The sequence below is a fragment of the Sulfitobacter sp. SK025 genome (assembly GCF_003352105.1).
In the GTDB taxonomy this organism is placed as follows: Bacteria; Pseudomonadota; Alphaproteobacteria; order Rhodobacterales; family Rhodobacteraceae; genus Sulfitobacter; species Sulfitobacter pontiacus.
Genome location: NZ_CP025808.1, coordinates 835763 through 850790, shown reverse-complemented (window position 1 = coordinate 850790; position 15028 = coordinate 835763). Strand labels below are relative to the sequence as shown.

15 protein-coding genes are annotated in these 15028 nt (G+C 61.2%); 7 read left to right on the top strand and 8 right to left on the bottom strand.

Annotation, left to right across the window (positions count from 1 at the left end):
- Position 1 precedes the first annotated feature (1 nt).
- The 4 genes from C1J04_RS04035 to C1J04_RS04020 all read left to right on the top strand — a co-directional run bounded on the left by C1J04_RS04035 (position 2) and on the right by C1J04_RS04020 (position 3855).
- Positions 2-1132 (top strand): ABC transporter permease, encoded by a 1131-nt coding sequence (locus C1J04_RS04035; RefSeq protein ID WP_037954135.1) that lies wholly within the window; start codon positions 2-4, stop codon positions 1130-1132.
- Positions 1132-2100, top strand: coding sequence for an ABC transporter permease (locus C1J04_RS04030; protein WP_005851549.1), 969 nt, complete (start codon positions 1132-1134; stop codon positions 2098-2100). The genes C1J04_RS04035 and C1J04_RS04030 overlap by 1 nt, the downstream gene beginning before the upstream one ends.
- Before the next feature lie 79 nt (positions 2101-2179).
- Complete coding sequence (locus C1J04_RS04025; RefSeq protein WP_005851548.1) at positions 2180-3088, top strand: sulfite exporter TauE/SafE family protein; 909 nt, start codon at positions 2180-2182, stop codon at positions 3086-3088.
- Positions 3085-3855, top strand: a complete 771-nt coding sequence (locus tag C1J04_RS04020) for a TIGR02186 family protein (protein WP_009826061.1) — start codon at positions 3085-3087, stop codon at positions 3853-3855. The genes C1J04_RS04025 and C1J04_RS04020 overlap by 4 nt, the downstream gene beginning before the upstream one ends.
- On the opposite strand, the gene C1J04_RS04015 is transcribed toward C1J04_RS04020, so the two are convergent.
- From C1J04_RS04015 to C1J04_RS04005, 3 genes are all read right to left on the bottom strand, one after another.
- The gene (locus C1J04_RS04015; protein WP_114865248.1) at positions 3852-5387 is read right to left on the bottom strand and encodes an ATP-dependent DNA helicase; all 1536 of its coding nucleotides are present in this window, start codon (positions 5385-5387) and stop codon (positions 3852-3854) included. The genes C1J04_RS04020 and C1J04_RS04015 overlap by 4 nt on opposite strands.
- A 178-nt stretch (positions 5388-5565) precedes the next feature.
- A complete protein-coding gene (gene ccrA / locus C1J04_RS04010; protein ID WP_009826059.1) occupies positions 5566-6846 on the bottom strand; it encodes a crotonyl-CoA carboxylase/reductase in 1281 nt (426 codons plus the stop codon).
- 164 nt (positions 6847-7010) lie between these two features.
- The gene (locus C1J04_RS04005) at positions 7011-8357 is read right to left on the bottom strand and encodes a 1-acyl-sn-glycerol-3-phosphate acyltransferase (RefSeq protein WP_009826058.1); all 1347 of its coding nucleotides are present in this window, start codon (positions 8355-8357) and stop codon (positions 7011-7013) included.
- A gap of 205 nt (positions 8358-8562) precedes the next feature.
- On the opposite strand from C1J04_RS04005, the gene C1J04_RS04000 reads away from it, so the two are divergent.
- The 3 genes from C1J04_RS04000 to deoD all read left to right on the top strand — a co-directional run bounded on the left by C1J04_RS04000 (position 8563) and on the right by deoD (position 11723).
- A complete protein-coding gene (locus C1J04_RS04000; RefSeq protein WP_009826057.1) occupies positions 8563-10530 on the top strand; it encodes a protein meaA in 1968 nt (655 codons plus the stop codon).
- Between the two features lie 85 nt (positions 10531-10615).
- A complete protein-coding gene (locus tag C1J04_RS03995) occupies positions 10616-10930 on the top strand; it encodes an H-NS histone family protein (protein ID WP_037954132.1) in 315 nt (104 codons plus the stop codon).
- Positions 10931-11012: 82 nt separating this feature from the next.
- A complete protein-coding gene (deoD, locus tag C1J04_RS03990) occupies positions 11013-11723 on the top strand; it encodes a purine-nucleoside phosphorylase (protein ID WP_009826055.1) in 711 nt (236 codons plus the stop codon).
- 79 nt (positions 11724-11802) lie between these two features.
- On the opposite strand, the gene C1J04_RS03985 is transcribed toward deoD, so the two are convergent.
- From C1J04_RS03985 to C1J04_RS03965, 5 genes are all read right to left on the bottom strand, one after another.
- On the bottom strand, positions 11803-12645 hold the full coding sequence (locus C1J04_RS03985) for an urea carboxylase-associated family protein (RefSeq protein WP_009826054.1): 843 nt from the start codon (positions 12643-12645) through the stop codon (positions 11803-11805).
- A gap of 51 nt (positions 12646-12696) precedes the next feature.
- On the bottom strand, positions 12697-12912 hold the full coding sequence (locus C1J04_RS03980; protein ID WP_009826053.1) for a hypothetical protein: 216 nt from the start codon (positions 12910-12912) through the stop codon (positions 12697-12699).
- Positions 12913-12973: 61 nt separating this feature from the next.
- Entirely contained in the window at positions 12974-13753 is a 780-nt protein-coding gene (locus C1J04_RS03975) for a succinate dehydrogenase iron-sulfur subunit (RefSeq protein WP_005851531.1), read from the bottom strand.
- A 53-nt stretch (positions 13754-13806) separates the two neighbouring features.
- Positions 13807-14622, bottom strand: coding sequence for an FkbM family methyltransferase (locus C1J04_RS03970; RefSeq protein ID WP_009826052.1), 816 nt, complete (start codon positions 14620-14622; stop codon positions 13807-13809).
- On the bottom strand, positions 14622-14939 hold the full coding sequence (locus tag C1J04_RS03965; protein WP_235208538.1) for a hypothetical protein: 318 nt from the start codon (positions 14937-14939) through the stop codon (positions 14622-14624). The genes C1J04_RS03970 and C1J04_RS03965 overlap by 1 nt, the downstream gene beginning before the upstream one ends.
- Between the last annotated feature and the right edge of the window lie 89 nt (positions 14940-15028).

The following is a 15028-nucleotide window of genomic DNA, read 5'->3' as shown; positions in this document are numbered from 1 at the left end:
CATGGACGTAATGCCAAAATGGGCCGAGGTCGTCCTCGTGCCGTTGATTTCGCTATTGCTGGCAGCGATCCTGTCGGCGCTGGTCATTCTGGGCATCGGGGAAGACCCCGTTGCGGCCGTCAAACTGATGGTGTCCGGCGCATTGGGCAGCACCTATGGCTGGGGCTATACGCTGTATTACGCCACGAACTTCATGTTCACCGGCCTTTGCGTTGCCATCGCCTTTCACGCGCGGCTGTTCAATATCGGTGGTGAAGGCCAGGCGATGCTGGGCGGTTTGGGCGTGGCGCTGGCCTGTCTGTATATCCCGTGGCCCCATTGGTCGCTGGCCCTGATCGGTGCAGCTGCGATGGCTGCCGTGTTCGGTGCCGCCTGGGCCGCGATCCCCGCGTTCCTGCAAGCCAAACGGGGCAGCCATATCGTGATCACCACGATCATGTTCAACTTTATTGCGGCGGCGGTGCTGAACTATATTCTGGTCAACATGCTGCGCCCCCAAGGCAGCATGGATCCCGCAACGGCGCGTTTTCCTGACGCGACCAAACTGCCGACGCTACATGATATCCTTGCCCCGCTGGGGATCGAGTTTTCCAAGGCCGCGCCCGCCAATATCTCGCTTCTGGTGGCAGTTGCGGCCTGTATCTTCCTGTGGGTGCTGATCTGGCGCACACGGCTGGGGTATGAGATCCGCGCCTACGGCCATTCGGAATCCGCCGCGAAATACGCCGGTATCTCTCCGGTCAAGATCACGATGATCGCGATGGTCATCTCGGGTGGTTTGGCGGGCATGATGGCGATCAACAACGTCATGGGCGAAGCCGAACGGCTGGTGCTGAACGCGACCGAAGGCGCGGGCTTTATCGGGATCGCTGTGGCGCTGATGGGCCGCAGCCATCCTTTGGGCGTTTTCCTTGCCGCGATCCTGTTCGGGTTCCTCTATCAGGGCGGTGCTGAACTGGCGCTCTGGACCTCGATCCCGCGCGAGTTGATCGTCGTCATTCAGGCGCTGGTGATCCTCTTTACCGGAGCGCTGGACAACATGGTGCGTATGCCGCTCGAGAAAATCTTTCTGGCGCTGCGCGCCGCACGGGCCCCCAAGCCCGAACGCAAACCGGTGGAGCCTGCTGAATAATGGATTATATCACGCTCATCCAACTGTTCGACAGCACCGTGCGCCTTGCCACACCGCTGCTGCTGGCCTGCCTTGCCGGTCTGTTTTCCGAACGCGCCGGTATTTTCGACATCGGCCTTGATGGCAAGATGCTGGCGGCGGCGTTCTTTTCGGCGGCCGTGGCGTCGCTGACGGGGAACGTCTGGCTGGGGCTGCTGGCCGGCATCGCCGCGTCGATGGCGCTGAGCCTGCTGCACGGGCTTGCCTCCATCACCTTCCGCGGCAACCAGCTGATTTCCGGCGTCGCGATCAACTTTCTTGCCGCCGGTCTGACGGTGCTGATCGCGCAGGACTGGTTCCAGCAAGGCGGGCGAACGCCATCGCTGATCGGCGGGGCGCGGTTCAATCCGATCACCCTGCCCTTTGCCGATGACATCGCCCAGACCCCGATCATCGGCCCGCTCTATGCCGAGCTGATCTCGGGCCACTCGATCCTTGTCTACCTCGCGTTCCTCGCGGTTCCTGCGACATGGTGGCTGCTGTATCGGACACGCTTTGGCCTGCGCCTGCGCGCTGTGGGCGAAAACCCCGCGGCGGTGGATACCGCAGGGGTTTCCGTTATCGGGCTGCGCTATGCCGCGGTGCTGATCTGTGGCGTGCTTTGCGGTATTGCCGGTGCCTACCTCAGCACGGCGCTGCAGGCCGGCTTCATCAAGGATATGTCCGCAGGCCGCGGCTATATCGCGCTGGCGGCACTGATCTTTGCCAAGTGGCGCCCGTGGTACGCGCTGTGGGCCACGCTGCTGTTCGGCCTGTTCGGCGCGCTGGAAACCCGCCCCGACGTGATCGAGGCATTGGTGAACTTCAAGGTTCAGGGTCAATTGCTGGCCGCCCTGCCCTATGTGATGACCGTGATCATCCTCGCGGGCTTTGTCGGCAAGGCGATCCCACCCCGTGCCGGTGGCGAGCCCTACGTCAAAGAGCGTTAACGCTCCCCGCGCCGTCGCAAATTGCGGCGGCGCAGCATCCACGATTGATTTCGACCTTTGGATCGGTCTAACTGCTTCTATGCAAATTTACCTGCCCATTGCCGAGCTGTCGGTCAACGCGTTCCTCCTTTTGGGGTTGGGCGGTATCGTGGGCGTTCTATCCGGCATGTTCGGCGTCGGCGGCGGATTTCTGATCACACCGCTGTTGTTCTTTATCGGCATCCCCCCTGCGGTCGCTGTGGCGACCGGCGCGAACCAGATCGTTGCCTCGTCCTTCTCGGCGCTGCTGGTGCATCTGAAACGCAAGACGGTGGATCTGCGCATGGGCAGCGTGCTGCTGGCGGGCGGGCTGGTCGGGGCCGCGGCGGGCGTCACCATCTTCAACTACCTCAAATCGCTGGGTCAGGTCGATCTGCTGGTCAACCTGTGCTATGTCGTTTTCCTTGGCATCATCGGTGGGCTGATGCTGATTGAATCGCTGAATGCGATGTACAAGACCCGCAGCGGCAAACGCCCCCCGCGCAAGAAACACACGTGGATCCAGAAGCTGCCGTTCAAGATGCGCTTTCGGGTCACGGGGCTTTATATCTCGGTCATTCCACCGCTGCTGGTCGGGGCGTTTGTCGGGCTTTTGGCCGCGATCATGGGCGTGGGCGGCGGCTTTATCATGGTGCCGGCGATGATCTATCTGCTGGGGATGCCGACCAAGGTGGTTGTCGGGACCTCGCTGTTCCAGATCATCTTTGTCGCCGCGTTTACCACGATGCTGCACGCCACCACCAACTATACCGTCGACATCGTACTGGCCGTGCTGCTGCTGATCGGCGGGGTGATCGGCGCGCAGTTCGGGACCAGCCTTGGCACCAAGCTCAAGGCGGAACAGCTGCGGATCCTGCTTGCACTGCTGGTGCTGGTCGTCTGCGGCAAGCTGGCGCTGGAACTGTTGCTGCAACCGGCAGAGCTTTATTCCGTCGGGTTCACGTCATGATCCGTCTGCGTGCCCTTTTGGTGGCAGCGCTGGCCTGCCTGTCTTTCTCCGCCACCGCGGACGAGGCGATTGTGCTGGGCCTGAACCAAAGCGAAGTCTCTATCTCCACCAATTTCAACGGGTCCGAGATCATCATCTTCGGGGCCGTCAAACGCGAGGCGCCAATCCCCGAAGGCCCCGAGCTTGAGGTCGTGGTAACCGTGTCCGGCCCGTCGGCCCCGGTCACGGTGCGGCGCAAGGAAAAGACCTTTGGCATCTGGGTGAACACCGCCGCCGTAGAGGTCGACCGTGCCCCCAGCTTCTATGCCGTCGCCACCAGTGGCCCCTTGCAGGACGTGCTGAACCGCACCGAGGACCTGCGCTATAAAGTCTCTGTCCCGCGGGCAATCCGGTCGGTCGGTGCGCCGATGAATATCGAGGATTCCGCCGCCTTCTCGGACGCGCTTGTGCGCATCCGCAGCAAGGCGAACCAGTATCAACTGGACGAGGAAGGCGTGACCGTGGACGAACAGACCCTGTTCCGCGCGACGGTGCAACTGCCCGCGTCCTTGATCGAGGGCGATTACAACACCCGCATCTTCCTGACCCGTGGCGGGTCCGTCGTGGCGCAATACGGGACGTTGATCGACGTGCGCAAGGTCGGGCTGGAACGCTGGCTGTTCAACCTGTCGCGGGAAAACGCGCTGGTCTACGGGCTGCTGTCGCTGGCGATTGCCATCGCGGCGGGCTGGGGGGCCTCTAGCCTTTTTGCGGCGCTGCGCCGCTAGGCGGGATCATCCGTCTGGGCCTCAAGGCTCAGCGGGGCGGCAGGGGCCGCGCGCAGATCATCCACCCGCAGCATTCCGGACGGTTTCGACAGGCGGTTGCGCACGACCCAGATCAACCGCTCTTGCGCGCGGGTGATCGCCACATAGGCCAGCCGCTTCCACAGCGGTTGCCCCGCCTCTGACCGGCCCATCCGCGCCGCTGCATAAAGGTCAGGCGCAAAGACCTGCACCGTGTCCCACTGGCTGCCCTGCGCCTTATGGATCGTCACCGCCGCCCCATGCAAAAACGTCGCCCCCATGCGCGCGGCAAAGGGGATAAAGGGTTCTTCCTCGTCCGGTTTTTCGATCTTCACGATCGACGCGGCAGAGATTTGCGGGTCGTCCGCGCCCATCACATGCAGGCGGCTAAAGCCCGGTTTGCGCCCTGCCCCCAGATAGACGACCTGCGCACCCTTGATCAGGCCGCGCGCTTCAAGGTCGAGCCGTTTCTTGCGGTGTTTCAACGGCAGCTCGATCCCGTCGCAGATCAGCGGCTCACCCTCCAGCAGCGCGTCTTCGGGCGCGCCATAGACCGACCGGAAAGCATTGATCAGCCGGATGCGCGTGGCATTGCGCCAGACCAGCACGGGCGACCGCGCCATCAAGTCCACTTCTACCCGCTGGCCCCAGACGACACGGTCGTCCTTCTTTGACGCGTCTTCGACCATACGCTCGAACTGTTCAAAGCTCAGGTCAGGGTCGGCAAGCGCATGGGCCAGATCAAGGATCGGGTTATCGGCCTGCTGCCGGTGAATTCGGCTAAGGTTCAGCACCCGTTCCTTGGGCAGCTTTTCAAACACCATCGTGCCCGACTGCCCCACCGGAGCCAACTGCGCCGGATCGCCAAACAGCAGCAACGTCGGGAAGATCTCTTTCAAATCCTCGAACTGTTTGTCGTCCAGCATCGAACTCTCATCGACAAACCCGATATCCAGCGGTTCCTCGCGACGCTTCCATCCGGTGATGAAATCGCTGCCGCGCAGCCCCGCAGCGGCCAAGGCGCCGGGAATGGATTTATTGTTCTCGTAGAACGCGAAGGCGCGGTCCAGCGAGACTTCGTTCATCCCCTCGATCACCGGGCGTTCACCGCTGCCCGCCAGCCATTCCGCGATGCGTTCGTATTCGGGGTCATAGACAGGCGTATAGAGGATGCGGTGGATCGTCGTCGCGGGCACACCGCGCAGCCGCAGGACTGATGCCGCCTTGTTGGTGGGCGCCAGAATGGCAAGGGTGCGCTTGTCTTTCTTCTTGCGCTCGTAATCGCCGGAAACGATGTCGACGCCGGCATTTTCCAGCGCCTTGTACAGTTCTGCCAGCAGCAGTGTTTTGCCCGACCCCGCCTTGCCGGTCACCGCCAGCACTTGGTCCGCCCCGCCCGCAGGGGGCATCAGCAGATTGTCATCCAGATCGATGCCCGCATGGCGCAACATCTCGGTCACGCTGTCAAAGGCAGCCGCCTGATCGGCGGAATAGGTAAGGGCAGGTACTGTCATGGCGCGACCCTAATTCAGCGCGGCACCGGGGGCCAGATGGCATCGCCGCTATTCGCGCAATCAGCCCGTGCCAAACCGCCGCGTGATGCCAAATACGACAACACCCGCGCACCGATGGATTGGTGCGCGGGTGTCTGGTCAGCCGGTCGTCAGCGCCCCCTGAACGGGGGCCAGCGACTTACTTTTTCGCGTCCAGCGCGTCTTCGAGCGTGCGCAGGCCGGTCTTGGGCGATTGCACCAGTACCGACATGTTGCCCGGCTTATGCTCGTTCGCCATCATCTTCATGTGCGCGTCGGGCAGATCGGCCCAGGTGAACACTTCGGACATGCACGGATCAAGACGGCGCTCTACCATCAGTTTGTTGGCGGCGGACGCCTGCTTGAGGTGGGCAAAGTGGCTGCCCTGCAAACGCTTCTGGTGCATCCACATATAACGCACGTCGAAGGTCAGGTTGAAGCCCGAAGTACCGGCACAGATTACGACCATGCCACCCTTTTTACATACGAAGGTGGACACCGGGAACGTTGCCTCGCCGGGGTGTTCAAACACCATGTCGACGTTCACGCCCTTGCCTGTGATTTCCCAGATCGCGGCACCGAACTTGCGCGCCTCTTTGAACCAGGCCGCATATTCGGGCGTGTTCACGGTGGGCATCTGACCCCAGCAGTTGAAGTCCTTGCGGTTCAGAACGCCCTTGGCACCCAGATCCATCACGAAGTCACGCTTGGATTCGTCCGAGATCACGCCAATCGCATTCGCGCCAGCGGTGTTGATCAGCTGGATCGCATAGGACCCCAGACCGCCCGAGGCGCCCCAGACCAGCACGTTCTGGCCCGGTTTCAGGTCATGAGGCTCGTGGCCGAACAGCATCCGGTAGGCAGTAGCCAGCGTCAGCGTGTAGCAAGCGGCCTCTTCCCATGTCAGGTGCTTGGGGCGTGGCATCAGCTGCTGCGCCTGCACATTGGTGAACTGGGCGAAAGATCCGTCTGGGGTCTCGTAGCCCCAGATACGCTGGCTGGGGGAATACATCGGATCGCCGCCGTTGCACTCTTCATCGTCGCCGTCATCCTGGTTGCAGTGGATCACGACTTCGTCGCCGACCTTCCAGCGTTTTACCTTGTCGCCAACCGCCCAGACGATGCCCGATGCGTCAGAGCCCGCAATGTGGAAGGGCTGCTTGTGGCCGTCGAAGGGGCTGATGGGTTTGCCCAAGGCAGCCCAGACACCGTTATAGTTCACACCCGCCGCCATCACGAGGACAAGCACCTCGTGACTGTCGAGCGTCGGCACATCCACGACCTCTTCGAGCATCGCGGTATTGGGGTTCCCGTGGCGTTCCTTGCGGATGGTCCATGCGTACATCTGCTTTGGAACGTAGCCCATCGGCGGGATTTCCCCGATCTCGTAAAGGTCTTTTTCCGGTGCGTCGTATTGCGCGATATTCGTGTCCAAGGCCATGTCGGTCTCCACAGTCAGAATAGGTTTGTGCCGCAGTGCAGAATCGCGGCGTCTACTGGTGGAATATGACCCTTCGCGCAACAATGCAACACCATTTGACCTGTAATTGTAATTTTATGACTTTGCAGCCGCAGCAATTTCGGCAGTAGTTTCGCTTGTGTGACCTATCTGTCAAAGAAATGGGCGATAGAGTTGGCGTAGAAGCGCAAGGCGGGGCGTTGCCCGTCGACGGGGGCATAGCCACGATCCGACGCCGCGATCATCCCGCGCTGCACCAGATGATCGCGTGCTGTGGCGACATTGGCGGAGAAGTCCTGCGCCACGACCGCAGCCTCGTCAGAGGCCCGCGCGGCCATGCCTTGCATTTCCTGTTCCAGCGCGACGCCATCCAGCGGCTTTTCCGCCAGCAACAGCACCCGCGCCAGCAGGGGCACGAACAACAGCGGCATCTCGTGTTCGATCCGCCCCATCAGATCCTGCGCCAGCCCGTCCACATTCGGCGCGTCGCCATAGTCGCGCAAATGTACCGGCGTGCCGAACACGACCACAGCCTCGCCGAAGCGCAGGAATTTGCCGCGCATACGCAGCCAGATCTTGCGAACAATGAATTTCAAAATGACCGAGATTTGCGCATCGAACCGGCGGGTGCCTGCCGCGTCCGCAGCAATCAACACGCGGTCTTCCAGCACGCGGTCATAGTTGATCGCCACCGGCACAAAGACGACATCGCGGTCCTTCAACTCTGCCTCAAGCACATAGCCAAGCAGCCCCATCTTGGGCGGCATCAACTTGCCGTTCAGGCTCAGCCCGCCCTCGGGGAAGATCGCCTGGGTCACCCCGCCTTCGGTCGCCATCTGCACATAGCGGGCCAAGACCTTGCGATACAGCGCACCGCGCGATTTGCGCCGGATGAAATACGCCCCCATCGACCGGATCAACCGGCTAAGCGGCCAGACCCGCGCCCATTCCCCCACGGCATAGCTGAGCGCCGACGCCTCCCCCGCGAGGTAGGTCACCAGCACGTACTCCATGTTGCTGCGGTGATTCATCACAAAGATGACCGTGGCGTCTGACGGGATAGCTTCGATCACCGCGTCGTTTTGCGATCCGGTGCGCACATCATACAGCGCATTCGCCAGAAACCGCGCCAGCCGGATGCCAAAGCTGAAATAGGCGAAGGCGCTAAAACTCGGGACGATCTCGCGGGCATAGCGGCGCGCCTGTTCGGAGGCGACGTTCTCGGGGATCCCTTCGGCGCGCGCGTGATCGACGATCGCCTGACTGATCTGCGGGTCATAGATCAACCGCTGGATCATATCGTGCCGACGCGCCAGCTTGAACGGTTCAATCGGGCGGGTCAGCCGCGTGTTCAGCTGCGCGACAGCTTTCTCCAGCCGTCTGCGAAAGAACCACCGGACCGAGGGCAACAAAAAATGGCTGAGCGCGGTCACAGCCGCGAACAGCAGGATCACCGCGAAAAGCCAGACGGGAAGTTCAATCGTTTGCGTCATCGCCCAACCCTTGCAGGACCCGCGCTGTCTGGGCAACATAAAACAGTCAACCACACATAGGGCACCCCTAGGCAAGGCACACGCGACCGTAACGCAGCGGCTTTCGCCCATGCCGCAATGCAGCGAATTGACAGCGCCTGATTATTTCACGTATCAATCGACCAGCGCAAGAATATTACCCATTCGATTCACGAAAGGCCGCCCCATGTCGCAACCGCAAAAAGACCGCCCCTGGCTGATCCGCACCTACGCCGGACACTCCACCGCCGAGGCATCCAATGCGCTGTATCGCGCGAACCTTTTGAAAGGGCAGACCGGCCTGTCGGTCGCCTTCGACCTGCCCACCCAGACCGGATATGACAGCGATCACATCCTGTCGCGCGGCGAAGTCGGCAAAGTGGGCGTGCCCGTGGCGCATCTGGGCGATATGCGCAGCCTGTTCAAGGATATCCCGCTTGAGCAGATGAACACCTCGATGACGATCAACGCCACCGCGCCGTGGCTGCTGGCGCTGTATATTGCTGTGGCCGAGGAACAGGGCGCGGATGTGTCCAAGCTGCAAGGCACCGTGCAGAACGACCTGATCAAGGAATACCTGTCGCGTGGCACCTATATCTGCCCGCCCGCCCCATCGCTCAAGATGATCGCGGATGTGGCCGAATATTGCTATACCAACGTGCCCAAGTGGAACCCGATGAACGTCTGTTCCTACCACCTGCAAGAGGCTGGTGCCACGCCCGAGCAAGAGCTGGCCTTTGCCCTTGCCACCGCCACCGCCGTACTGGACGCCCTGCGTCCCCGCGTACCCGAAGAGGACTTCCCCATGCTGGTGGGGCGGATCTCTTTCTTTGTGAACGCGGGCATCCGCTTTGTCACCGAGATGTGCAAGATGCGCGCCTTTGGCGACCTGTGGGACGAAATCTGCCGCGACCGCTATGGCGTTGAAGACCCGAAATATCGCCGCTTCCGCTATGGGGTGCAGGTCAATTCGCTTGGGCTGACCGAACAGCAACCCGAAAACAACGTCTACCGCATCCTGATCGAAATGCTGGCGGTGACCCTGTCAAAGAACGCCCGCGCCCGCGCCGTGCAGCTGCCCGCGTGGAACGAAGCGCTTGGCCTGCCGCGCCCGTGGGACCAGCAATGGTCGATGCGGATGCAGCAGATCATGGCCTACGAGACCGACCTGCTGGAGTTTGACGACCTGTTCGATGGCAACCCCGCCGTGGACCGCAAGGTCGAAGCGCTGAAAGAGGGCGCACGGGCTGAACTGGCGAACCTTGACGATATGGGCGGCGCGATTTCGGCGATTGACTATATGAAGTCCCGTCTGGTCGAAAGCAACGCGGACCGTCTGGGCCGGATCGAGGCCGGCGAGACCATCGTCGTGGGCGTGAACAAGTGGCAACAGGGCGAACCCTCGCCGCTGATGACGGGTGATGGCGGCATCATGGTCGTGGACCCCGCGGTCGAGGCCGACCAGATCAACCGTCTGAACGCATGGCGCGACAGCCGTGATCAGGCCGCCGTGGACAAGGCGCTGGCCGATCTGCGCGCCGCCGCTGCAGAGGGCCGCAATGTAATGGAGCCGTCGATCGCCGCCGCCAAGGCGGGGGTTACCACCGGCGAATGGGCCGAACAGATGCGCAGCGTGCACGGCGAATACCGTGGGCCAACAGGCGTTGCTTCGGGCCGGTCAAACAAGACCGAGGGGCTGGACGACCTGCGCGACGCCGTGGATGCCGTCAGTACCCGTCTGGGCCGCCGGCTGAGCTTCCTTGTCGGGAAACCGGGGCTCGACGGGCATTCGAACGGGGCCGAACAGATCGCCGTCCGCGCCCGCGATTGCGGCATGGAAATTGCCTATGAGGGTATTCGCCTGACGCCGTCGGAAATTGTTTCCGCCGCCGCTGAAGGAGAACATCACGTCGTCGGGCTGTCGATTCTTTCGGGATCGCATATTCCATTGGTCGAGGATTTAATGAAACAAATGCGCGCCGCCGGATTGGATCACATTCCCGTAATCGTGGGTGGTATTATTCCAGAAGAAGACGCCAAAAGATTGCGTGCTATGGGAGTCGCTCGTGTTTACACGCCGAAAGACTTTGAATTGAATACAATTATGGCAGACATCGTCACACTCGCCGATCCCGAAACTGTGGCCGCCGAATAAAAAACGGCCAATTCAAAAACTCTTTGTTTGTTCATTCTTTTGGCGTAAAGCATTAATTGGCTTTTCGACAAAGGAATGAGCGAGAATGAGTATTGATCTAAGCACAATGTCCCACAAACAGCTGGAACAGCATTTGGAAGACGTGAAGATGGCGATTAAAAACGCATATGAACGCGACCGCGTAGAAGCCCGCAAAGCCGCGGAAAAAGCAGCCGCCGAATACGGGTTCTCGCTGGATGAAGTATCCGGCCGTGCGAAAAAGGGCAAAGCCGCGAAAGCTGCCGCGAAATACGCCAACCCCGAAGACCCCAGCCAGACATGGACCGGCAAGGGCCGCCAGCCCAACTGGTTCCGCGACCTGATCGCCAGCGGCACCGATCCGGAAACGTTGGAACTGTAAATCGGTCTAACCTGCGCACAGCGTGCGGTTATTGCGTCGCCTCGGCGCATCCCCTTGGCTTTGGAAATATAAAGAGCATCCTATGACAATTCATATTGGCGCAAAACCCGGCGATATTGCCGAAACAGTCCTTATGCCCGGCGACCCGTATCGCGCGAAATGGGCTGCGGAAACATTCCTTAAAGATGCAAAACTTGTAAATGAAGTACGTGGCATGCTGGGTTTCACCGGCACATGGAATGGTAACCGCGTCACTATTCAAGGCTCTGGCATGGGAATGCCCTCGCTGTCGATTTATGCCAATGAATTGATGTCCGAATACAACGCGCAAACCCTTATTCGGATTGGATCTTGTGGCGGGATGCAGCCGCAGGTTGGTATTCGCGATGTCATTATTGCCATGACCGCCACGACAATTACCTCGCCTTCTTCCGGTATCTTCCGCGAGATGAATTACGCCCCCTGCGCCGATTGGTCCCTGCTGCGTGCTGCCGTGGACGCGGCAGAGGCGAAAGGCACGAAAACCCATGTCGGCGGGATCTATTCTTCGGATGTCTTTTATGCCGAACGCCCCGATCTGGACGAGCAGATGACCCGCCACGGTATTCTGGGTGTCGAGATGGAAGCGGCAGAGCTTTATACCCTCGCCGCACGCCACAAACGCCGTGCGCTGGCGGTGCTGACGGTCAGCGACCACCTGCAAACCGGCGAAGCGCTGCCCGCGGAAGAGCGCGAGAAATCCTTTGGCGATATGGTCGAAATCGCGCTACAGGCGGCTTTCCCCAACAGCTGATGCGCGATGATCCCCCGTCGGACGCTCCGCGGGGGATTTATATCCATTTGGAAGTATGGCCGGGCGCTATCCCGATCCCTTAGCTCCCGTGGCTGCGGTCGTAGCCGTTGGCGGGCGGGCTTTGCCACCCATCAAGCGCGCCTTTGGCGGGGGCGAACACCTCTACCAGCAGCGGATAGCAGGCGGCAACGTCCGAGGAATGTTTGGCGGAGCAATCCCCCCCCGGACAGGCGCTGAGCGCGCCGAGCAGGTCGATCTCGGCGAAAAACTCAAGGTAGTCGCCGGGGCGCACGGGGCTGGCCTTCATGAAATACTGGCCAGTGTCGCGGGTAAAGCCGGTGCACATAAAGACGTTCAGCACGTCATGCACGAAAGGCTCTGCCTCGGCGCGCGTGATGCCCTGATGATCCGCCAGGGCCCGGATCAGGTTGGAGTGGCAGCAATGGTGGTATTGCCCGCCCGACAACAGCTGGTTGGTATAGGGATCACAGCGCGTGCCGATCACATCATGCACCGAGCCCCCGAAGGCATCCATGCCGTACCAGTCGAGCGTATCATGGGTCAGCGTCGCCATAGGGCGCAGCGTGGGAAAACTGCTCCACATGCGCTGTCCAGTGGTGATATGCGTGCCATGCAGCGCGCGGGTTTTGCCGGAGTAGAACCGCTCGGACAGATCATTTTGCGACCAGAGGTTCAGATCACCGACCTGTGGCCCCTCGACCGAGGTGATCCGAAAGAAATGTCCCGCAGGCACGGTAAAGCAGCTTGCGTCACGAGGGGCGACGGTGACCTCGTCCACTTTGGTCAGCGCTTCGCGCGCGCGCGCGTAAAGTGCCATGTCAGGCACGGGCAGCGTTTCGACGGGATAGCAGATTACGGGCGCGACAGCGCGGCGGGCGTCGGCATCATGGGGCGGTGTCATAGCGGAAACTCCTGACGGTTGGGTCCGATCCTGAGGCCATCGCGCACGGCGTCAGAGAGGCCGGCCGCCGACATTTGCCTTGCAATCGCGGGGGGCCGATTGGGTGGCGGTATAGGCCTCTGCTCCGCAGGCGACACAGTGGTAGAACTGCAGGCTGCCCTTGTCGCGGGTACTGTCCTTGCGCCAGCGGCATCCACGCACCGCCTTATCACGGTAGGCAACATAGGCGACGATCGCAAAAGCGATGGCAAAGGCAATCAGGATCATAGGGGGCACATGTCACGCCCCCCGCGCCATAGGGCAGCGGGAGGCGCAGGTTGCGATGGGATCAAACGGTGCGCTCGACCATCATCTTCTTGATATTGGCGATGGCTGCGGCAGGGTTCAGGCCCTTGGGGCAGGTCTTGGCGCAGTTCATGATGGTGTGGCAGCGGTACAGTTTGAACGGATCTTCCAGATCGTCCAGACGTTCGCCTGTGGCTTCATCGCGGCTGTCGATGATCCAGCGGTAGGCATGCAGCAGCGCGGCTGGCCCGAGGTAGCGGTCGCCATTCCACCAGTAGCTGGGGCAGGATGTCGAGCAGCAGGCGCACATGATGCACTCATAAAGCCCGTCAAGCTTGGCACGGTCGTCGATCGACTGTTTCCATTCTTTCGCGGGCTCTGCCGTCTTGGTTTCAAGCCACGGCTGGATGGAGGCGTGCTGCGCGTAGAAATGCGTGAGGTCGGGGATCAGATCCTTGACCACGGGCATGTGTGGCAGCGGATAGATCTTCACCGCGCCTTTCACCTCGTCCACGCCATAGGTACAGGCCAGCGTGTTGATCCCGTCGATGTTCATCGCGCAGGATCCGCAGATGCCTTCGCGGCAGGAGCGGCGGAAGGTCAGGGTCGGGTCGATCTCGTTCTTGATCTTGATCAGCGCGTCCAGAATCATCGGGCCGCAGGTGTCCATATCGACGAAATACGTGTCGATGGCCGGGTTCTTGCCGTCATCCGGATTCCAGCGATAGACCTGAAACTGCCGCAGGTTCTTGGCACCTTCGGGTTTGGGCCATGTTTTACCGGTCGTCATCCGGGAGTTCTTGGGGAGCGTGAGTTGAACCATATCGCTTCTCCTGGTCTGTCGGGCAGTTGCCCAGTTCGTTACAATTCTGGCGCTTACGTCTTTCGGATGTAAAGCGCATTTCCCTCGGCGCGCAGGGTTCGGCGGTACCCGGCGGCCAGTATCTCTGCACAAAGATCGCCGTCCCACTGATCCGCATGGCGGACCTCTATCAAGATCGCATCCGGCAGCCAGCCGCCGGTTTTGCCCTGCGTGAGGATGGGGTTCAGCACGACCTCCTCGGCCCCTTCGACATCGATCTTGAGGATCGTGCCGTCATGGTGCCGTGCGGCGTGTGTAAAGGCGGACAGGGGCCGTGTGGGCACCAGCACGCCGCCGTTTTGTTGCTTGCCCTCGATCGGGAGCAGCGATGCCTGACCGTAGTTGTGCCCGCGGAAGTTCAGCATCGCCTCGCCCTCGCGGTCGGACAGCGCGCAGCCTTCGATACGCACGCGGTCGGTCAGATTGTTCAACGCGATGTTCATGCCAAGCCGGCCAATCATCAGCGGGTTAGGTTCAAATGCCACAACGCGCGACCCGTCGCCCGCGGCCATCGCCAGCGGGATCGAATAGGCCCCGCAGTTGGCACCGATGTCAAAGACCAGCATGTTGCGGTCTTCCACCAGTTCGACCAAAGCCACCAGCGATTTGATCTCGGGCGGATATTCGTTCAGCCAAAGGCAGGTTTCGGTATAGTTATCGCGCGGGTCCACCACCATGCGGATGTCAGCGAACTCCACCTCTGTGGGGCCAAGCTGCGCCTTGATGCGGGTGCGTTCGCTGGTGTCGCCGTCACGGAATTGCGCGCGCAGATCGGCCATATGGCCTGCATCCTTGCCCTGCGTATCCGGCGTGACGTTCGGGTGCCCCATTAGCCCAGCAACCCCGGGACGCTGCCAGCGGAACGCGACAGGCATTGCACGGTTTCGGGGCGTGACAGTACGGCGCGCACGGTGGCGACGGTGGTGTCATCCACGCCGATCACGGCGGATTTGGCGAAAACGCGCACCTGAGCCGCATCGGCATTGTCGACGATACAATCGGTGAAGGGCGTGATCAGCTGCTTGGGCACCTGCGGAAAGCGCGTGGCAAGGGTTTCGGTGATGACCCCCTTGGTGCCTTCGCGGGCGATGCTGTCAACCTGCTGCGTTGCTTGCGCACAAGCGGACGCGGCCAAAATCATGGTCATAGCGATAAACTGTTTCATGTCGCCTGCCCTCCGCCTGCAGGACGAGGGCACGGCCCCCGGTTTGGTCCCCTGCCCCCAAAAGCGGAGGC